The sequence below is a fragment of the Pseudoalteromonas sp. SWYJZ12 genome (assembly GCF_015864395.1).
GTDB classification, from domain to species: domain Bacteria; phylum Pseudomonadota; class Gammaproteobacteria; order Enterobacterales; family Alteromonadaceae; genus Pseudoalteromonas; species Pseudoalteromonas arctica.
The window spans coordinates 363,344-383,150 of the sequence record NZ_JADYXH010000001.1 but is presented as its reverse complement, the minus strand read 5'-3'; the positions used below and the strand labels follow the sequence as shown (position 1 = coordinate 383,150).

The window sequence follows — 19,807 nt, the reverse complement described above, 5'->3', positions numbered from 1 at the left end:
TATGAATCACCCTCATCACCCAATCGAAAGTGTATTACCTCACACTGCACCAATGATTTTAATCGATAGCCTAGAAAGTTATGACGAAATTAGAGGATGCTGCCTTGTTACAATTACTCCTCAAAGTAATTTTTATGACCCTGAGTTAAAGCAGGTACCAAGCCATGTTGGAATTGAATATATGGCACAAACTATTGCTGCTTATGCTAACGCAAACCAAGTAGATAGTGGTGCTAAAGTAGAAGTTGGATTTTTAGTAAGCAGCCGTAAGTATAAAATGCATTGCACTGGTTTTTCTCTCAATAGCACTTTAACCATTGAAGTTGAAAAATTATATAGTGAAGAAAGTGGTTTAAGTGCATTTGAGTGCAAAATTAAAGAAGGCGACGCGCTATTAGTGGATGCCAAAATTAATGTATTTCAACCAGAAAACCCTAGCCAATTTTTAGCGGAGCAAATTTAATGTCAAGACGTGTACTAGTAACCGGTTCGAGTAAAGGTATTGGTAAAGCCATTGCTTTAAAGCTTGCTAAAGATGGCTTTGATATTAGTTTGCATTGTCGCTCAGGAATAGAAGCGGCACAACAGGTTAAATCTGAAATTATTGCTCTAGGTGTCAATGTTGATATTTTGCAATTTGATGTTGCAGATAGAGAATCAGCTAAAACAATTTTAGATGGTTATGTAGAGCAACATGGTGCATTTTATGGCGTGGTATGCAATGCCGGGATTACAGCTGACACTGCATTTCCTGCAATGACAGATGAAGAGTGGGATAGCGTAATACACACAAACCTAGATGGCTTTTATAATGTGTTGCATCCTTTAGTTATGCCAATGGTAAGTAATCGTAAAGGTGGGCGTATTGTCGCTATGTCATCGGTCTCTGGCGTTGCTGGTAACCGTGGGCAAGTTAATTATAGCGCATCAAAGGCAGGTATTATTGGAGCTTCGAAAGCTCTTGCTGTCGAGCTTGCAAAGCGAAAAATAACAGTGAATTGTGTGGCACCTGGTCTTATTGATACTGGTATGACTGATGATTTACCAATAGCCGAAATGAAAAAAATGATTCCCGCTAACCGTATGGGAAATGTAGATGAAGTGGCTGCAACAGTCGCTTTTTTAATGTCTGATGGCGCAAGTTATATTACCCGTCAGGTAATTCAAGTTAATGGTGGAATGGCGTAATGAAACGTGTAGTAGTAACGGGAATGGCGTCTATCACTGCGCTAGGTGATGATTGGAATGTATTCAAAGCGGCTTTAATAAAAGGTGAAAATGCAGTAAAACGTATGCCTAGCTGGGATTATATTGATGGCTTAAATACCAATTTAGCAGCCCCCGTTGAAGGTTTTAGTCGCCCAGCAAACTATACGCGAAAGATGGTTCGTTCTATGGGACGTGTTTCTCTTATGTCTACAGTTGCAACTGAGCGAGCCTTAGAGCAAGCACAATTGTTGGATCACCCAGCTTTAACTGATGGTTCTACCGGTGTGTCATACGGCTCATCAATAGGTTCAACAGAGCCTTTAGTCTCTTTTGGTCGCATGATGGAAAGTGGTTCTATGAATGGCGTAACCGCGACGAGTTATATTCAAATGATGGCTCATACTGCACCGGTTAACGTTGGCGTATTTTTTGGTTTAAAAGGTCGTGTGATCACAACAAGTTCAGCGTGTACTTCGGGTTCACAAGGAATTGGTTATGCATACGAAGCGATAAAATTCGGTCGCCAAAAATTGATGGTCGCAGGTGGTGCTGAAGAACTATGTGTTACAGAAGCAGCTGTTTTTGATACTTTGTATGCAACGAGTACAAAAAATGAAACGCCTAAAAATACACCAAGACCGTTTGACAAAAACCGTGATGGCTTAGTTATCGGTGAGGGCGCAGGTACACTCATTTTAGAAGAGTATGAACACGCTAAAGCACGTGGTGCAACCATATTAGCTGAAGTTGTTGGTTTTGGTTGTAACTCTGATGGGCAACATTTAACACAACCAACTTCTGAAACAATGCAAGTTGCAATCGAAATGGCACTACAAGATGCTAATATCTCAGCGGATCAAATTGGTTATATTAATGCACATGGTACATCAACCGATAGAGGTGACATTGCAGAATCTCATGCAACATTTAATGCATTAGGTGCTAAGCCTATTAGTTCACTAAAAAGTTATCTAGGGCACACTCTTGGTGCGTGTGGTGCAATAGAAGCATGGGCAAGTATAAACATGATGAATGATGACTGGTTTGCACCCACTATTAATTTAACAACAATAGACAGTGAATGTGCACCTCTTGATTACATTACTGAGAAAGGTCGAGAGATCCATACAAATTTTGTAATGAGTAACAACTTTGCTTTTGGTGGTATTAATACATCTCTTATTTTTAAACGGTTTCAAGGTGAGTAAAGTTAAGTGGTTATACTTATTATTAATTTTATTTAGTACGTTTTCGTTTAGTGCATCAAAGCTTGAAGTAGGTGGCGGTATCTTTATGGCTGACATCCCACATTACCTAGGTTCTGATCAAAGTGAACAGTATGCACTCCCCGTACCTTATATCCGTTATCAAAGTGATGATTTAGATATCGACCGCAATAGCTTTACAGGCTACTTGTGGCAGCATGGGAACCTGCATTTAGACATTTCTGCCGGTGTAAGTATTGCTATTGACAGTAAAGATAACACTGCACGAGAAGGCTTAGATGACTTAGATTGGGTGTTTGAGCTGGGGCCATCATTAAATTATTATTTAATAGGAACCCCACAAACAAAACGCCACCTATATTTTGGGCTTTTTACTCGAAAAGCTATGGCTACCGATTTTGGGTCTATCACTAATGTAGGTTGGCATTATGGACCTAGTGTTTATTTCGAGTCGCCACTTTTAATAACGAATGACTATGAGTTAAGCACCAGTATTAGAGCAAATGCTAATTTTGCTGACGATCGGTATTTAAATTATTATTATGGTATTTCATTACTTGATAGTAGTGCTGAACGAGCTGAGTTTAATAACCGTTCCGGATATTCAGGATCAGATTTATCCATTGGGATAAATCTTGATACTAAAAAATATTGGTTAGGTGGTTTTGTAAAATATGATTACCTAGCAAATACAAAGCAGCAACAGAGTCCTTTAGTTAAGCAAAACAGTAATGTATCGCTTGGCTTTGGAGTTGCATGGAAATTTTATACACGAGAAGGAAGATAAAATGAAAACGATTATAAGTACGTTGCTTATTGCCACAGTATTAATGACATCGGCTGCTCAAGCCCGTGATGATATTAGTAAATACCCAATTCAAAAATTGCTAGAAACAACTAAAGCAAAAAATGCATTATTGGATATACCACTTTACTTTGCTGATCAAAGCTATTCAAAAGAAAGCAGCAAATACGGTGAAGTAATCACTAATAAAAAAACCAATGCATTTGGTAAGTCTGATACTGAGGCATGTGAGTGGGTAATGTTAAGTGCACTTAAAGCATTACAAGAGCGTGCTGTAAAAGAAGGCATGAATGCAGTTGTTAATATTCAGTCATATTACAAAAAACGTGAGTTTGTCAGTAGTACTGAATTTGAATGTGGTGCAGGTACTATTATGGCTGGTGTTGCATTAAAAGGCACTTTAGTTAAGTTATAACTAACTGTTAGCACTTTTTTGCTGTATAATTTGCGACCCTTGATAATGTGGCCGTAGGTTATACAGCATGAATTTTAAATCTTTTAGTTTCGCTCCTGAAATCATCCAGGCGTTGGACGAACTTAACTATCACACTCTTACGCCCATTCAGCGCGCAGCAATTCCTGCTGTTCGTAAAGGTAAAGACGTTTTAGCCAGTGCACAAACTGGTACCGGCAAAACTGCCGCGTTTGCTTTACCTATCATCCAAAAATTGGTTGAGTCTGAACTCAGCACAACGAATGCACCTCATGCATTAGTACTTGCTCCAACGCGTGAACTTGCAGAACAAATTGCAAATAATTTTAGAGATTTTGCAAAGCATACATCACTTAAAGTCGTTAGCTTATTTGGTGGTGTTAGCACTGCCGGCCAAGCAAATGCTTTAAAAGAAGGTGTAGATATTGTTGTTGCAACGCCAGGTCGTTTATTTGATCATATTCGTTTAGGTAACTTAAGCCTTGCAAGTGTTAAGCACCTTGTTCTTGATGAAGCTGACCGTATGCTTGATATGGGCTTTATTGAATATATGCAAAACGTGATTAAAAGCTGTGCAGAAGAGCGCCAGATTTTACTTTTCTCTGCTACATTCCCTGCAGCAATTAAACAATTTGCATCTAAAGTATTGAAACAAGCTGAAATAGTGCGTGTTGATCAAACTAACAGTACAGCAAGCACCGTTGAGCATGTTGTTTACCCTGTTGAAGAGCGTCGTAAGCAAGAGCTACTTTCTGAATTGATTGGTAAGAAAAACTGGCAACAAGTGCTTGTCTTCGTAAACATGAAAGAAACAGCTGATGAGCTTGTTAAAGAGCTTAACCTTGATGGTATCCCGGCAGGCGTTTGCCACGGTGATAAATCTCAAGGTAACCGTCGTCGTGCTTTACGTGAATTTAAAGAAGGCAAGGTACGCGTATTAGTGGCTACAGAAGTCGCTGCTCGTGGTATTGATATTGATGGCTTACCTCGTGTAATTAATATTGATTTACCTTGGCTTGCAGAAGATTACGTTCACCGTATTGGCCGCACAGGTCGTGCTGGTCGCCAAGGTCAAGCAATCTCATTTGTTAGCCGCGAAGAAGAAAACACTTTGTTTGAAATTGAAACGCTAATCGGCCAGAAAATCAAACGTGTATATTTAGAAGGTTATGAAGTAAGTAACCGTGAAGTACTAATTGATAAAATTGGTAAAAAACCAGCGCATTTACGCCGTACACGTTCTAACAAGTTATCAGGACAAGCAACCGGTGAAGCGAGAGCAGTAAATCGCTCACGTATTTCAAGCGTTCGTAAAAGCTTAAAAGGCGAAAAACTGTCACTTAAAAAGTCATAGTTAACGCCGTTTAGTTTAAAAAACCTGAGTTTACTCAGGTTTTTTTGTGCCTGGTGATAACACCTCATCAATAATATTTGCGTATAAATAAGCCGCTTGCTCGTCCTCTTTATTTGCTATTATGGACAAACCAACCGGTAAACCACTTACTTTTCCGACCGGTAGGGTTATGTGCGTTGTGCCAGCAATAGCAGATAACGAACTACTACTGCCATTAAAATTATCACCATTAACTAAGTCTGTTTTCCAGGCCGGTGATACTGTAGGCGCTATAACAATATCAAGCTTGTTGTTTTTATATACATTAACAATGGCTGTCGTTGCTAAAGTGCGATAGCGTTCTTTAGTCTCCTGATATTTTTGTTTGTTAGTTAAATCAATAGCCTGCGATTGAACTAGGATATCTTGCTCAAAGTGGGGCATTTCTGTTTTTTTATTTTTAATATTAAAATTAATAAGTGCTTTTAGGCTTTTAACAGCCACTTGTTTTGGAGTGTTTGCGAGGTAATGATTAATTTCGGCTTTGAAGTCGTAAAGTAAAATATAGTATTCATCAGCAAATAGCGTATCTAAGTTATCAGTAATATCTACATTAATAACAGTGTGTCCAGCCTGTTGTAATGCTTGTAACTGCTTGGCATAAAGGCGCTGCGTTTCAACTGTAAATTTGTCGCTAGGCAGTGCACCAATAATAAGTGACGATTTTGATTTTATATTACCTGTTTTTAATTCAAACCCTGTAGTTGTCGCATCAAGGGAGTCTTCACCTTGCAAAACTGATAAAACCAGCAGCGCATCTTTAAGTGAATGCGCCATCGGCCCTACAGAATCTTGGCTACTTGAAAGAGGCACAACGCCTGAGCGTGATACTTGGCCCATACTCGGTTTTATTGCATACACTCCATTTACTGAGGCAGGGCACGTAATTGAACCGTCTGTTTCAGTCCCTAATGCTATAGGCGCAAAGTTAAGTGCTACCGCAACAGCAGAACCTGCGCTAGAACCACATGGGTTACGTGTTACATCGTGCGCATTATGTGTTTGTCCGCCTACGGCACTCCAGCCTGAAGATGAATAGGATGAACGAAAATTTGCCCACTCACTTAAATTAGCTTTACCTAAAATTATAGCGCCCGCATTACGTAGTTGTTTAACAACAAAAGCATCATTATCAGTAACGTTATTTTTAAGTGCTAAAGAGCCAGCAGTTGTAGGAAGTGTGCCTTTAGTTTCTATATTATCTTTAAGAAGTACAGGTATTCCATGTAATGGCCCAGCCCAAGTTCCTTTGACGGCAAGTTCATCTAACGTTTTAGCTTGAGCAATAGCTGTAGGCTCTAAACTAATAACCGCATTATAGTGTGGATTAAGTTTATTAATTCGGTCTATATAATTTTGGGTGAGTTGCTGTGCATTAATAGAATTATTTTTATATGCACTGTGAATTTCATCGATGGTTTTTAGCTCTTGTGCTTTAGCGTTAAAAATTGCTAATACACTAAGCAACGAAAAGGTAAATGTTTTGATCATTGTTGAGGTGCTTGAGGTGTTATTATTTTCTATACATTTAGCACAAAAAAGCCTCACAAAGTGAGGCTTTTCGATAAACGGCTTAAAAAAGAGGTTTAAGCGTTTTCTAACATAGAAAGTGCGACCGCTTCAGCCGCTTTAATACCATCAATACCCGCTGATAAAATACCGCCAGCGTAGCCTGCGCCTTCACCTGCAGGGTAAAGCCCTTTGGTGTTAATACTTTGGAATGTTTTATCACGCTTAATACTAATAGGCGACGAAGTACGTGTTTCAACGCCGGTTAGTAAACCGTCGTTAGTTGAAAAGCCGCGAATTTGTTTATTAAACGCTGGTATCGCTTCGCGAAGGGCATCAATAGCAAATTGTGGTAGCACTTTACTCAAGTCAGTTAACTTAATACCGGGTGTGTAAGAGGGTTGTACTTCACCTAAGTTTTCTGATGATTTACCTTTCAAAAAGTCGCCAATTAACTGGGCTGGTGCATCGTAGTTGCTACCACCAAGCTCATACGCTTGCTCTTCAAGTTTACGTTGTAAGTCTATTCCAGCAAGTGGATTACCTGGGAAATCTTGCTCTGGAGAAATACCTACCACAATAGCGCTGTTAGCGTTGCGCTCACTGCGTGAATATTGGCTCATACCGTTGGTAACAACGCGGCCCTTTTCAGAGGTTGCAGCGACTACTGTGCCACCTGGGCACATACAAAAGCTGTAAACTGTGCGGCCATTGTCGCAATGATGAACAAGTTTATAATCGGCAGAGCCTAAAATTGGGTTTCCTGCATTTGTGCCAAAACGACATTCATCGATCATTGATTGTTTATGTTCGATTCTAAAACCGACTGAGAATGGCTTTGCTTCAACATAAATCCCTTTTTTGTGGATCATATCAAACGTGTCACGTGCGCTGTGACCAACGGCTAATACAACATGGCGAGTGTTTAGTTGCTCGCCATTTGAAAGCGTTAAACCTGTTACTTGCCCGTCGTCTAAATGAATATCGTCAACACGTGTGCTAAAGTGAATTTCGCCGCCTAGTTCTATTATACGAGCGCGCATTTTTTCAATCATGGTGACAAGTTTAAACGTACCAATGTGTGGCTTACTTACGTATAAAATTTCATCGGGTGCGCCTGCTTCTACAAATTCAGTAATGACTTTACGACCGTAATGTTTTGGATCCTTTACTTGGCTGTATAACTTACCGTCTGAGAATGTACCTGCGCCACCTTCACCAAATTGTACATTTGATTCGGTATTAAGTGTGCGTTTACGCCAAAAGCCAAACGTGTCTTTTGTACGTTCACGTACCTCTTTACCGCGCTCTAATATAATGGGATTAAAGCCCATTTGAGCAAGTAATAAGCCTGCAAATAAACCACAAGGGCCAAAACCAATCACAACAGGGCGCTCTGTTATATTTTCGCTGGCTTGGGCTACAAATTTATAGTTTGTGTCTGGCGCTACTTTTACATGTTGGTCTTTTTCAAATGCCGCGAGTAGCTCGGCTTCGTTATCAACTTCTATATCGAGTGTATAAATCAGTAAAATAGCTGATTTTTTACGTGCATCATAACCACGCTTAAACACATTAAAACTGTGCAATTGTTCTGGTTGGATTTTTAGTTTATTTACAATTGCTTGACCAATTGCATCTTCGTCATGATCAAGTGGCAGCTTTATTTCGGTTAAACGTATCATTTATATCTCTTTTAGGTGTCATAGCGGGGTATTATTACCGCTCACAATAAGGGGATGCAGGGCACAACGGGTGTGCAAACATAAGGCGCGTATTTTACGTTAAAATAGGGTGATATGGCACTTATTTATTGTATTTTTGGAGTGGATGGGTATGATCCACAACTGTTGTTTAAAATCTTAGGTATTAAAATAGTATGGCGTTTGTAGTCACCGAAAATTGTATAAAATGTAAGTACACCGATTGCGTATCAGTGTGCCCAGCAGATGCATTTTTTGAAGGCCCTAATTTTTTAGCAATTAGCCCGATTGATTGTATCGATTGTGGTTTATGTGTCCCTGAGTGTTCAGCTGATGCTATATACCAAGAAGATGAATTACCAGAATCTCAAAAAGAGTTTGCTGAATTGAATGCTGAACTTGCACTGGTCTGGCCGCGCATTACAGAGGTTAAACCTGCACCAGAGGACGCTGATATATGGAATGGCATAGACGATAAACTTAAACTACTCGAAACATAATACGTAACAATTAGTTACTCCTTTATCATTAAATAGTTGATTTTTTATTTCAAAGTATTAACAAATGTACCTGGATAAATTACAATCCCCAGCTTAAGTTACTCCCTATGAGTAATTACAGTCTAAATGGATGTTTATGCAGTACTTTATAACTATAATAAAAAAATTTACTTTCCTATTTTTAAGTTTCGTTTTATTACTCTCAAGCCTTGATGTAGCGGCTAGTAAACAGCAAATATCCTTATCTCGTATTGATTCAAATATCACTATTGATGGTGTTATGGATGAAGCGCACTGGCAAAATGCGACACGTATACCTCTACTCTACCAAGATGAGCCTAACGAAAAAGGCACACCTCCTGTAAAAACTGATGCCTTTATTTACGAAGATGGCACAAACTTATATGTTGCCTTTATTGCAGAGGATCCAAACCCTGAACAAATTCGTGCATCACTTCGTGACCGCGATACGCTATGGGAAGACGACGTAGTCATTCTTGTTATTGATACATTTAATGATGAACGCAGTGGTTATGAATTTCATGTAAATCCCCTTGGCGCACAAGGCGATATAAGAATGACCGATACCGATGGGTGGAGCTCAGATACCTCATGGAATGCTATTTGGGATAGCGCGGGACAAATTAACGAGAAAGGTTACGTTGTTGAAATGCGTATTCCTTTTAAGGCACTGCGCTTTCCTGAAAATAAAAAAGAGCTAACGTGGGGTTTTTCAGTAATGAGAAACTACCAACGTGATGTTTTATATCAGCTATCAAATATGGGATTTGATAGAAATATAAAATGTAGCCTTTGTCAGTTTGATAAGTTAGTGGGTTTTAGCGATATTGAATCGAGTAAAAATATTCAATTAACACCTACATTGACAGCACTTCGTAACGATAATAAATCTGAATTACCGGGTAACTGGGATAATGGTGATATAGATACCGAAGTGGGCTTAGATTTGCGCTGGGGTTTAACCAAGGACGCTGTTTTAAATGCGACTATCAACCCAGATTTTTCGCAAGTAGAAACAGACTCTTTAGAGCTCGATGTAAATACAACCTTTTCTATTTATTATGCTGAAAAACGTCCTTTCTTTTTAGATGGAGCTTCTTACTTTAAAAGCAGCTTATTTGAGCTTTTATATACACGTACAATTGCAGAGCCTACTTTAGGTGCAAAATTAACGGGTAAAACGGGTGATCATAGTTATGCGTTAATGCTCGCTGATGACGACAATAGTAATATTTTACTGCCAACGAATCAGGGCTCTGGCTTTGCAAGCTTAAACGAAAAAACGAATGCTGCCGCAGGGCGTTATCAATATGATCTAGGTCAGCAGGGTACTATTGGCCTTTCAAGCACGCACAGAGAAAGTGATGACTATCACAACACTGTATTATCAGTGGATGGTAGCTACTGGTTTAATCAATCGGATACTCTTTTGTATCAAGTATCATCTGCTGATACACGTAACTCTGAATTTTTAATTCAAAATTATAACTTATCTGAAACTCAGTCAGATGAAGCATATGCCCTGGAACTTACCCGCGATAAACGTGATTACAAATTATTTGCATCTTATGAAAATATTGGGCAGGACTACCGCACCGATTTAGGTTATCAAGCTAAAGTCGATTATGAAAAAGTAGGCTTTGGTGGCGGACAAACATGGTACAGAGATGAATCTGATTTACTTACCTCATGGTCATACGAAGCTGACTGGGATAAAACGTGGGCGCAAAACGGCGACTTACTTGAAGAAGAATACGAAGGCTTTTTAAGCTTTAAAGGCCAAAAACAATCTATTTTTGAAATTGGTTTAGTGCACCGCTATGAAAACTATAACGACAATTTTTATAATCAAAATATTGGTTTTATTTATACGGGCTTTAAACCCACTAAAGATTTAAAGCTTTCGTTATATATTGAATACGCTAGCCGCATTGATTATGCAAATGAGCAATTAGGCGACGCGTTTGACACTCAAACCCAAGTGGTTTGGGACATTAACGACCATTGGCAACTCGATGTAAAGCATAACTACAGTCAATTAGACAACCCGCAAGGGAAGCGGGTGTTTACTGCTAACTTGGTCGACTTTAGACTTCATTATAAATTTAGCATGCGTTCAATTCTTAAATTAATTTTACAATTTGAAGATATTGATAGAGACGAAAATGCCTACTTTTATCAAGTTAGTCAAATTAACAAAGACTACGGTAGTCAGCTTGTTTACTCATATAAAATTAATGCGCAAACGTTGTTTTATTTGGGTTACTCAGATAGAGGTTACCAAGACGATTCACTTAAAAATATTGAGCGGGATCAACGTACCTTATTTACAAAAGTTAGCTATGCATGGCGGCTTTAAATATTAAAAAAGGAATAAATATGAAAACTTTAAAAATAACAGTTGCAGCTGCAATGGTTGCTACCTTGGCGGGTTGTGCGGCCAAGCAAGACATTACTCGCTTTGAAACAAACAAACCTAAAACAGTGTGTATTGCTGAACATAAGGCTGTTAAAGAGGGGGTTATTGATGCGATGAAAAAAGGTTTTGCAAAGCATGAGGTAGAAACCCGAGTTATTCCTGCTAATTATGTATTGCAGCATCAAGACTACCAGACTGAGTTACCAGATGCAGACACAACAGGGTGTAATGCCGTTGCTTACTACGTAGCAAATTGGCGTTGGGATTTAGCGCTCTATATGGCATACGCAAATATTTGGATTAAAGACGTTGAAACGAATGAAAAAATAGCGCAAGCATCTTATCGCACCGGTGGTGGACTGGATAAGTTTATAGACGCCGAAGAAAAAATTATAGAGCTTATTGACGGTATGTATTAAATTTTAAACAATTAGAACCTTTTTGTTTATTTTTGTTTATCCCACCTATACTATATGCAGATATAGTTAGGTAATCCATTATTGTTACGATTTTTTGTTATGCTAATGGCTTAGGATTATATCAATGCTTGCGTAGTACTAAATGCAAGCGATATAATCCGCTTTTGGAAATGGATTTAAGGGAGAGGTAAGATAGATGGATTTTTTTTATGAATAAATTTAAACCACTTGGTTTTATTTTCTTAATCATAATTCTATTTTGTTTTTGCATAAATATAGGGTTAACGAATCAGATTAACCGTATAAATCTATTTAGTACCAGTATTGATATACGAAATTTTGAAATAACGAATACCTCTCTTGATATGGCTCCTTGGTATAATCCGATATTAAATGGCCACTATATAATTGAGCAGCCCACAGCTGATTTTTTGCTTATTAAAACCACTGACACCCAGTTTGTAGCTGCTGATTCAAGTAAGTTAATTATAATGACACTTGCATCACCTATTAATTTTTTACTTTTATGTATCTTAATATTTGGTTCTGGCCTGTACTTACGCAGAGAGCGTAGAAAGCGTCATTATAAAAATCAAATAGCGGAGCTTAATCTTCAAGCCAATAGCTTACTCACTGCATTTAATTTGCAAGTAAAACCGGCAGAGAATCCTTTGGGTGTAAGCAGCTTAAGCCAATCAATAAATAGTTTAAATACGCATGTGGCTAATTACGTAAAACAAACACAAACAAGTATATGCCAAGATAAACTGACGTTGTTAATTGACCGCCATGCGTATATTGAACATATCGACAGGCAAATTAATCACGCAAACCAAGAAGAGCTGAAGTGCGCACTCCTGTTTATAGATCTTGATGGTTTTAAACAAGTAAACGACTCGTTTGGTCACAGTTTTGGTGATGAAATATTAGTTCAAGTTGCTAGCCGACTTGCGAATGTTTTACGCCACCATAAATTAAGTAACATAAATAGTGCTAACCAATTAGAGCAAAACTTATCAAGGTTAGGAGGAGACGAGTTCTCCATTTTTATAGAATTACTTGATGATAGTGACAGAGTCGTTGAAATTGCTAAGCACGTGCTAAGTGAACTTGAAAAAGACTTTGTGCTAGGCAATAAAATAGTAAAAATTAGTGCCAGCATTGGTATCGCGGCATATCCAGAAAGTGCGTCAACGCCGCAGGCCCTTTTACAATTAGCTGATGTAGCTATGTATAGAGCTAAAAGCGATGGTAAGGGAATATTTAAAGTTTACTCACCAGAAATGGGTAACAAAATGCGCCGTTACCATTATTTACTCGAAGAGCTTCGCATAGCAGTCGCGTGTAAAGATTTGTACTTATCTTTTCAGCCAATTGTGCATGTTGAAGATTGTATGATTGATTATTTCGAAGCGCTTACACGCTGGGACCACCCAGTTGAGGGTATGATCCCTCCTTCAGAGTTTATTCCGATAGCAGAAGAGTCTAATTTAATATTAGAGCTTGGCGATTGGATTATGCTTGAATCGTGTCGGCAAATGGCTGCTTGGCACAATGCAGGTATGCGCAAAGTAAAAATATCAGTTAACGTTTCGGGCATTCAACTAAAGCATCGTGATATTTATGATTGGGTAATGAAGAAGCTAAAAAAAACCGGCTTACCGGCTACGTCTTTGATGCTAGAAATTACCGAATCAACTTTCATTAAAGCCAGTCCAAGAATTATTAAAGAGCTGAGCAGGCTCAGAGAAGAGGGTATCACTATTGCTATTGATGACTTTGGTACAGGTTTTAGTTCTTTAAGTACATTAGCGGATTTACCAATAGATGTTATTAAAATTGATCGCTCGTTTATAGCACAAGCCAATAAAAGCCAAAAATATAACGATATATTAAATACAATTAGTGATCTTGGGAAAAAGCTAGGTCTTAAAATTGTTGCAGAAGGCGTTGAAGAAATTGGGCAGTTTGAACTCGTTAAAAAAATGGGTGTGAGCTCTGTTCAGGGATATTTAGTTAGCCGCCCTGAGTCATCGGTTAATGTTGGTAATAAAGTATTACGTAACAACACTAGTAACCTTTCAGCATCGGGTACAAGTGCGTGGGATATTGTTAGTTAGTTAGTTAGTTAGTTAGTTAGTTAGTTAGTTAGTTTACAAATAAAAATGCCACTCTAAATAGAGTGGCATTTTTTTGTTTAATCAGTAATTACTGAATTAAAGATCAAATGTGCGTGAAATAGCAAGTACAATACGCTCGTCAGACGCATCATTATCTAAGCTTGTGTTTTCAGCGGCCACTTCAATACCAAAACCTTCGTAGCTTGTTTGGTATGCTAAGCGGTAGTGGTGGTATGATTTATCACCCTTAATCTCATCCCACTCAAACTTATCACCATCAAGTGAGTTTGAAATATCAAAGCTGGCACGTAGTGCATGGTTTGGAGCCAGCTCATACGTGTGAGCAATCATCGAAATAACATGCCCTGTATCGTAACCGAAGTAGTCCCAGCTGTACCAAAAGTTAAGCTCAGTTTGGCCGTACTCACTTGCATAACCAAACTTAGTGTAAGCCTCAGCGTAGTTACCATCGCTGTTATTACCTTGATAAGTGTAATAAGCAATACCGTAATCAACACTAAATTGCTCATCAAGTTGTACATACTTACCAATGTAAGCATCAAGTTCAAAATCGGTATCGTCACCAAAATCTACATTTGAAGCCCATGCACCTGCATATACACCGCTTTCAAAGGCATAGTCTAAGCTACCTTGAATTGCAGGGTTGCTATCTGTTTGGCTTACACCATTAAAAGTGTAGTCAGACGCTGCAGTGATTGTTGTTGACCAATCAGCTGCTGCAGTTGTTGATAAAAGTGCTAATGGTAGTGCTACTACAAGTTGTTTTAGTTTGTTATTCATTACTATTCCCTAGTGTACAGTGTCTATTTTTGTATAATCAATTGCGTTTGCTTTTGGTGAGCTGTCTATATTCGTTACTGTTTTAAATTTACTGTAACCAATAAAAGCAGCACAGATAAAGAATAAGCCAATAACTAATGCGCCTACCCACTGAATTTGTAAAAATTCTAATTTAAACAATAATGTAAGTAGTGATAGAGCAACAACATTTCCGATCATGTATTTCATTTTTCCAAAACGCTTTACGGTAAAGTTTAGGTTATCTGTATATAAACGCACTAACGAATCGAGTGAGTTAATTACAAATACAATACCTACAAATACCATTGCAAAGTTTTTAATGCCTTGCGTTGGAATGCCGGCTTCATGGTAGTGGTAAAGTACGCTAAACCAAATCGCAATAGGAATAGAAGGGAAAATCAACATAGCACCTAATACTTGGTATGTTTTAAGTCCACCAACAAAGCGTGATGTAAATTGACCAATCATTATGCTCCACGCAAACCACCAGAATAAGTAAAACTCATGGTAATCATTAAGCGGTAAAACAAATTCATTAATGTTTGCAAAGTAAGTACCAATAGAGCCTAAGTTATCTGTAAATGCTGACATTTGACTATCACCAATCACAAATGCGCCAGCCCACATAAAGGCGATTAAAGCTAAAAATAACCACGTAGTAGAAATACTCAAAATACGTACATATTTAATATCAGTACTTGAGTACACAGCAAAACAGATAGCAGCAAACACAATTAAGTAAAACTCAGAAACTATACTTGTTCCATCACCTAGTTCGGGTAAATACCACGGTAGGTTTGTAAGCAGCAAATAAGCGGTAAATGCACATGTACCAATAATTACAACGTTATTGATAAATTTAACCCAAGGAATTTCGAAAAATTTCACTTTAGGTTCTATTACACAGAAATAAAAGCACGTAAGAAAGTAAAATCCCCAGATCAAAAATCCCCAGTAGCCAAACTCAATAGCCAGTGGATTTGCAAACGCGTATTCTGGGCTTGCTTTTATGTCTGCATAACCTGCAAACTCAGTTAAAGGAAACATAATAAGGCCAACATCAAGGCCAGAAGTAAATAGTATTGCTATAAACGTAAAGGTTCGAACTGGTGTTACACCTACTACGCGAACATTACCCCATTTAATTAAAATAGTGATAATAGCAAGTAAGGTAAAAATGATGCCTGCATTAAGCCAAATAGTCATTGTTACCCTCCAATAATGAATAAAAATAATTCATAAGCACTCCGTATTTTATTGTTTTATTCTCGCATTAACACAACGTAACCTATTTACATCGTGTGCCACTGCAAGGCACGCAATGGTTTAGCCCGACGAGGCTAAACCTGAGCATGTGGCTAAAGTTAGATCTCCGTACTACGTTGTGTTTCTTGCCAATTTGTTGTTATGGCAACATTCACATCCGATTTCTGTAATGGTTCTTTACCTAAAATTATGTCAGCTGCTTTTTCAGCAACCATAATAGTAGGTGCATTCAAGTTTCCGTTAGGAACTGTTGGGAATATAGATGAGTCAACAACACGTAGTCCTTCAATACCATGTACTTGCGTATTTGAGTTAACAACGGCCATATCATCTTCACCCATTTTGCATGAGCAAGAAGGGTGGTAGGCACTTTCTACGGCTTGGCGTACAAAGGCATCTATTTCTTCATCTGTTTGAATATGTTTACCAGGTTGAATTTCTTCATCGCGGTATTCATCAAAGGCACTTTGTTCGATTATGTCGCGTGTTAAGCGAACGCACGCTCTAAAGCCTTCAATATCGTCTTGGTGTTCAAGGTAATTAAATAAAATGGTTGGTGGTTGCTCAGGATTCGCAGAAGCAATAGTGACACTACCGCGACTTTTTGGTTTGTTATGACCAACATGTACCTGAAAACCATGACCTGCAAATGCACTTCTACCATCGTAACGCATAGCCGCTGGTAAAAAGTGATACTGAATATCTGGCCATTCAACACCTGGTTTTGAGCGAATAAACGCACACGATTCAAAATGATTCGTTGCACCTAAACCTGAGCGCGTTAATAACCAGCGCGCGCCAATCAACCCTTTTGAAACAATGCCTAGCTTGCCGTTAAGCGTGATAGGTTGCTTACACTTGTATTGAAAGTAAAACTCAAGATGATCTTGTAAATTTTGACCAACACCAGGTAAATGATGTTGTACTTCAATGCCTGCTTTTTCAAGCGCTTGAGTATCACCAATACCAGAGAGTTGTAGAATATGTGGAGAGCCAATTGGCCCTGCACTTAGTACAACGTCTTTTGCAGCATGTGCAATTTTAACGTTGCCATTTACTTTATATTCAATGCCAGTGGCTTTTTTACCATCTAAAATCACGCGTTGTGCGAGTGCACCTGTAATAATCGTTAAATTACTACGCGATTTAACTGGGTCTAAATACTCACGAGAAGCAGAGCTGCGCACGCCATCTTTTACGGTCATGTGCATTGGGCCAAAACCCTCTTGCTGCGACGCATTATAATCATCTGTAGAAGCATAACCGGCTTGCACACCTGCTTTGATAAAGGTGCGGTAAAGCGGGTTTTTCATTTCGTTGCCGTTATTAACGCCAAGCGGGCCTTTGCCACCACGGTAAGTATTTTCACCAAGGTAAAAGCTTTCTGCTTTTTGAAAATACGGTAAACATGATTGGTAATCCCAACCGTTTGCACCGTGTTGCTGCCATTCGTCAAAATCTTTTGCGTGGCCACGTACATATACCATGCCATTAATAGATGACGAGCCGCCTAATACTTTGCCTCGAGGACAATGCATCTCACGGTTATCTAAATGAGGCTCAGGTTGCGTATGAAACTGCCATGCGTATTTGTCACTATTCATAGGAATAGATAACGCGGTTGGCATTTTTATAAAAATACTTTTATCGCTACCGCCAGTTTCAAGTAGTAATACGCGGTTACTTGAATCTTCAGATAAACGGTTTGCTAAAACACAACCAGCCGAACCCGCGCCAACAATAATATAGTCGTAATGATTACTCATAGTAGGGCGCCTTAAAATGGGCTTTCTATGTCGGCCATACCAACATAAATAGACTTAGTTTGCGTGTATTGATCAAGAGTTTGTATACCATTTTCACGGCCAATACCCGATTGCTTATAACCGCCAACTGGCATTTCAGCAGGTGAGTTACCGTATGCATTAATCCAACAAATACCGGCTTGTAACTTATGAATCACGCGGTGCGCACGTTTAATATCGCTAGTAAATACGCCTGCAGCTAAGCCTAGGTGAGTCCCGTTAGCGCGTGCAATAACATCGTCTTCGTCGTCAAAAACAAGCACGCTCATTACAGGGCCAAATATTTCTTCTTTAACGATAGTCATATCGTCATTACAATCAATAAACACAGTCGGTGCTACAAAATAGCCATTAGGTGCAGATTTAGGTGAAAGCGTTGTACCACCGGTTAATAGCGTTGCACCTTCTTCGATGCCTTTATTAACGTAGCTCATTACTAGTTCTTGGTGCTTTTTAGAAATAAGTGCGCCAAAGTTAGTATTTAAATCTTGTGGGTCACCAGCAATAATGTTTTTCTCAGTGCGCGCTTTAAGCTCATCAATAAACTGCTGATATACATTTTTATGAACGTAAATACGTGTACAGTTAGTACAAATTTCGCCTTGCGTATAAAAGTTACCTAACATAGCAGCGCTAACCGCTTGCTCAATGTTGGCATCATCAAATACTAATAGTGGAGATTTACCACCAAGTTCCATCGTGACATCTTTTAAAGTACCGGCAGCGCTTGCCACTACTTTTTTACCTGTGCCTACTTCACCCGTAAACGATACTTTATCAATATCGCTATGCTGCGTTAGCCACTGGCCTACATCGCCCGCGCCTTGAACAACATTAAACACACCTGCAGGTACGCCAGCTTCAACAAATACTTCTGCAAGTTTAATTGCGCCAAGTGGTGTTTCTTCAGATGGTTTGAATATAAATGCATTACCAGCTGCAAGGGCAGGGCCCGACTTCCAACACGCAATTTGTAGTGGGTAGTTCCATGCACCAATACCCGCACAAATACCTAATGGCTCTTTACGTGTGTAGTAAAAGTCATCACCAACCATTTGTTGTTGGCCTACTTGTGCTGGCGCAAGGCCTGCAAAGTATTCAATTACATCAGCGCCAGTTTCAATATCAACACAATTTGCTTCTTGCATTGGTTTACCGGTGTCGAGTACTTCTACAAGTGCCAGCTCATCGTTGCGCTCGCGTAAAATAGCCACTGCTTTTAATAAAATGCGACTACGTTCAATGGGTGTCATTGCTGACCACTGAGCAAAACCTTGCTTTGCACTGGCAATGGCTGCGTTTTGAATAAATTCGTCGGCAATTTCTACTGCGTAAATAACCTCGCCCGTTGCTGGGTTTGATACATCAAATGTTTTGCCGTTCTGGTTTGCAAGAAAATGGCCGTTAATAAAGTTTTGATAGACAGGTGTAGTCACGCTAGGCTCCATATTGCTTGATAAGTGAAAGTACGTAGCTTTTTGCTAACTTTTCACTGTGTTTAAACTGATTATTGTCTGATTTACTCAGTACTGCTCTTAACCATAGGCCATCGATCATTGCGGCGCTAAGTTCTGCAGCTTGCTTTGCTTGCTCAATAGGCATTAATTGCTTAAAAGAAAATGCTAAATTACTTTGCAAGCGTTTACTGTTTACGTTTTGTAGTCTGTGTAATTCTTCATCATGCATCGATTGCGCCCAAAAACTTAACCACGTTCGGGTTGTATCATTACGCTGTTGTACAAGCGCAAAGTTGGCTTCGATAATAATCATTAAACGTTCAATGGCATTCGTTTGGTTATTTACTTTACTTATCAAGCCTTGTTTTAAGCTTGTTAGTAAGTATCTAACAGTGGCTTCAATTAACCCCTGCTTACCACCAAAATAATGACTAATAATGCCTGACGATAAACCGGCATTTTTACTAATGCTGTTTATAGTTGTGCCTTGTAGTCCATTAGTTGCAACTGACTCTATAGTCGCGTCAATTAGCTGCTGACGTCTGACAGGTTCCATTCCGACTTTAGGCATAATTTTTATTAATTGAACGTTCAATAAACATAAGCTTAAGGTAATAGCTCTAACAATTCAAGGCTGAAGTAAATATCTAGATGCCAAAATGTAGATTAATCATTAATAAAAGCGCAACTAATGCGATAA

Annotated in this window: 17 protein-coding genes; 10 read left to right on the top strand and 7 right to left on the bottom strand. The window is 38.9% G+C overall.

The window, feature by feature from the left end; translation table 11 throughout:
* Position 1 precedes the first annotated feature (1 nt).
* The 6 genes from I6F42_RS01605 to I6F42_RS01580 all read left to right on the top strand — a co-directional run bounded on the left by I6F42_RS01605 (position 2) and on the right by I6F42_RS01580 (position 5,027).
* On the top strand, positions 2-463 hold the full coding sequence (locus I6F42_RS01605) for a hotdog family protein (protein ID WP_010553025.1): 462 nt from the start codon (positions 2-4) through the stop codon (positions 461-463).
* Positions 463-1,188: a 3-ketoacyl-ACP reductase FabG2 gene (locus I6F42_RS01600; RefSeq protein ID WP_010553024.1), complete on the top strand. Its 726-nt coding sequence runs from the start codon at positions 463-465 to the stop codon at positions 1,186-1,188. The genes I6F42_RS01605 and I6F42_RS01600 overlap by 1 nt, the downstream gene beginning before the upstream one ends.
* Positions 1,188-2,417 carry a beta-ketoacyl-ACP synthase gene (locus I6F42_RS01595; protein WP_197150360.1) on the top strand — a complete coding sequence of 410 codons (1,230 nt, stop codon included), beginning with the start codon at positions 1,188-1,190 and terminating at the stop codon, positions 2,415-2,417. The genes I6F42_RS01600 and I6F42_RS01595 overlap by 1 nt, the downstream gene beginning before the upstream one ends.
* Positions 2,410-3,222, top strand: a complete 813-nt coding sequence (locus tag I6F42_RS01590) for a MipA/OmpV family protein (RefSeq protein WP_197150356.1) — start codon at positions 2,410-2,412, stop codon at positions 3,220-3,222. The genes I6F42_RS01595 and I6F42_RS01590 overlap by 8 nt, the downstream gene beginning before the upstream one ends.
* A 1-nt stretch (position 3,223) precedes the next feature.
* The gene (locus tag I6F42_RS01585; protein ID WP_010553021.1) at positions 3,224-3,655 is read left to right on the top strand and encodes a hypothetical protein; all 432 of its coding nucleotides are present in this window, start codon (positions 3,224-3,226) and stop codon (positions 3,653-3,655) included.
* Between the two features lie 67 nt (positions 3,656-3,722).
* On the top strand, positions 3,723-5,027 hold the full coding sequence (locus I6F42_RS01580; RefSeq protein WP_197150354.1) for a DEAD/DEAH box helicase: 1,305 nt from the start codon (positions 3,723-3,725) through the stop codon (positions 5,025-5,027).
* Between the two features lie 30 nt (positions 5,028-5,057).
* Here the strand turns inward: I6F42_RS01580 and I6F42_RS01575 are convergent, their stop codons facing one another.
* A complete protein-coding gene (locus I6F42_RS01575) occupies positions 5,058-6,557 on the bottom strand; it encodes an amidase family protein (protein ID WP_197150353.1) in 1,500 nt (499 codons plus the stop codon).
* A 95-nt stretch (positions 6,558-6,652) separates the two neighbouring features.
* Positions 6,653-8,260: an NAD(P)/FAD-dependent oxidoreductase gene (locus tag I6F42_RS01570; protein ID WP_197150352.1), complete on the bottom strand. Its 1,608-nt coding sequence runs from the start codon at positions 8,258-8,260 to the stop codon at positions 6,653-6,655.
* A 194-nt stretch (positions 8,261-8,454) separates the two neighbouring features.
* Between I6F42_RS01570 and fdxA the strand changes: the two genes are divergently transcribed.
* The 4 genes from fdxA to I6F42_RS01550 all read left to right on the top strand — a co-directional run bounded on the left by fdxA (position 8,455) and on the right by I6F42_RS01550 (position 13,757).
* Positions 8,455-8,778, top strand: a complete 324-nt coding sequence (gene fdxA / locus I6F42_RS01565) for a ferredoxin FdxA (protein ID WP_010553018.1) — start codon at positions 8,455-8,457, stop codon at positions 8,776-8,778.
* 136 nt (positions 8,779-8,914) lie between these two features.
* On the top strand, positions 8,915-11,158 hold the full coding sequence (locus tag I6F42_RS01560; protein ID WP_197150351.1) for a carbohydrate binding family 9 domain-containing protein: 2,244 nt from the start codon (positions 8,915-8,917) through the stop codon (positions 11,156-11,158).
* A gap of 20 nt (positions 11,159-11,178) precedes the next feature.
* Complete coding sequence (locus I6F42_RS01555) at positions 11,179-11,637, top strand: Sbal_3080 family lipoprotein (protein ID WP_033012790.1); 459 nt, start codon at positions 11,179-11,181, stop codon at positions 11,635-11,637.
* A gap of 209 nt (positions 11,638-11,846) precedes the next feature.
* Complete coding sequence (locus I6F42_RS01550) at positions 11,847-13,757, top strand: bifunctional diguanylate cyclase/phosphodiesterase (protein WP_197150348.1); 1,911 nt, start codon at positions 11,847-11,849, stop codon at positions 13,755-13,757.
* 96 nt (positions 13,758-13,853) lie between these two features.
* On the opposite strand, the gene I6F42_RS01545 is transcribed toward I6F42_RS01550, so the two are convergent.
* The 5 genes from I6F42_RS01545 to betI all read right to left on the bottom strand — a co-directional run bounded on the left by I6F42_RS01545 (position 13,854) and on the right by betI (position 19,663).
* On the bottom strand, positions 13,854-14,558 hold the full coding sequence (locus I6F42_RS01545; protein WP_197150344.1) for a TorF family putative porin: 705 nt from the start codon (positions 14,556-14,558) through the stop codon (positions 13,854-13,856).
* A gap of 9 nt (positions 14,559-14,567) precedes the next feature.
* The gene (locus I6F42_RS01540) at positions 14,568-15,785 is read right to left on the bottom strand and encodes a BCCT family transporter (RefSeq protein ID WP_197150341.1); all 1,218 of its coding nucleotides are present in this window, start codon (positions 15,783-15,785) and stop codon (positions 14,568-14,570) included.
* A 158-nt stretch (positions 15,786-15,943) separates the two neighbouring features.
* A complete protein-coding gene (gene betA / locus I6F42_RS01535; protein ID WP_197150328.1) occupies positions 15,944-17,611 on the bottom strand; it encodes a choline dehydrogenase in 1,668 nt (555 codons plus the stop codon).
* An 11-nt stretch (positions 17,612-17,622) separates the two neighbouring features.
* Entirely contained in the window at positions 17,623-19,086 is a 1,464-nt protein-coding gene (gene betB, locus I6F42_RS01530; RefSeq protein WP_010553011.1) for a betaine-aldehyde dehydrogenase, read from the bottom strand.
* A 1-nt stretch (position 19,087) separates the two neighbouring features.
* On the bottom strand, positions 19,088-19,663 hold the full coding sequence (gene betI, locus I6F42_RS01525; RefSeq protein WP_010553010.1) for a transcriptional regulator BetI: 576 nt from the start codon (positions 19,661-19,663) through the stop codon (positions 19,088-19,090).
* Positions 19,664-19,807: the final 144 nt, after the last annotated feature.

Excerpts from the sequence above, each read along its gene's own strand:
- I6F42_RS01605 (WP_010553025.1), top strand. The coding sequence starts at position 2 with ATGAATCACCCTCATCACCCAATCGAAAGTGTATTACCTCACACTGCA.
- I6F42_RS01600 (WP_010553024.1), top strand. The coding sequence starts at position 463 with ATGTCAAGACGTGTACTAGTAACCGGTTCGAGTAAAGGTATTGGTAAA.
- I6F42_RS01595 (WP_197150360.1), top strand. The coding sequence starts at position 1,188 with ATGAAACGTGTAGTAGTAACGGGAATGGCGTCTATCACTGCGCTAGGT.
- I6F42_RS01585 (WP_010553021.1), top strand. The coding sequence starts at position 3,224 with ATGAAAACGATTATAAGTACGTTGCTTATTGCCACAGTATTAATGACA.
- I6F42_RS01580 (WP_197150354.1), top strand. The coding sequence starts at position 3,723 with ATGAATTTTAAATCTTTTAGTTTCGCTCCTGAAATCATCCAGGCGTTG.
- I6F42_RS01575 (WP_197150353.1), bottom strand. The coding sequence starts at position 6,557 with ATGATCAAAACATTTACCTTTTCGTTGCTTAGTGTATTAGCAATTTTT.
- I6F42_RS01570 (WP_197150352.1), bottom strand. The coding sequence starts at position 8,260 with ATGATACGTTTAACCGAAATAAAGCTGCCACTTGATCATGACGAAGAT.
- fdxA (WP_010553018.1), top strand. The coding sequence starts at position 8,455 with ATGGCGTTTGTAGTCACCGAAAATTGTATAAAATGTAAGTACACCGAT.
- I6F42_RS01560 (WP_197150351.1), top strand. The coding sequence starts at position 8,915 with ATGCAGTACTTTATAACTATAATAAAAAAATTTACTTTCCTATTTTTA.
- I6F42_RS01555 (WP_033012790.1), top strand. The coding sequence starts at position 11,179 with ATGAAAACTTTAAAAATAACAGTTGCAGCTGCAATGGTTGCTACCTTG.
- I6F42_RS01550 (WP_197150348.1), top strand. The coding sequence starts at position 11,847 with ATGAATAAATTTAAACCACTTGGTTTTATTTTCTTAATCATAATTCTA.
- I6F42_RS01545 (WP_197150344.1), bottom strand. The coding sequence starts at position 14,558 with ATGAATAACAAACTAAAACAACTTGTAGTAGCACTACCATTAGCACTT.
- I6F42_RS01540 (WP_197150341.1), bottom strand. The coding sequence starts at position 15,785 with ATGACTATTTGGCTTAATGCAGGCATCATTTTTACCTTACTTGCTATT.
- betA (WP_197150328.1), bottom strand. The coding sequence starts at position 17,611 with ATGAGTAATCATTACGACTATATTATTGTTGGCGCGGGTTCGGCTGGT.
- betI (WP_010553010.1), bottom strand. The coding sequence starts at position 19,663 with ATGGAACCTGTCAGACGTCAGCAGCTAATTGACGCGACTATAGAGTCA.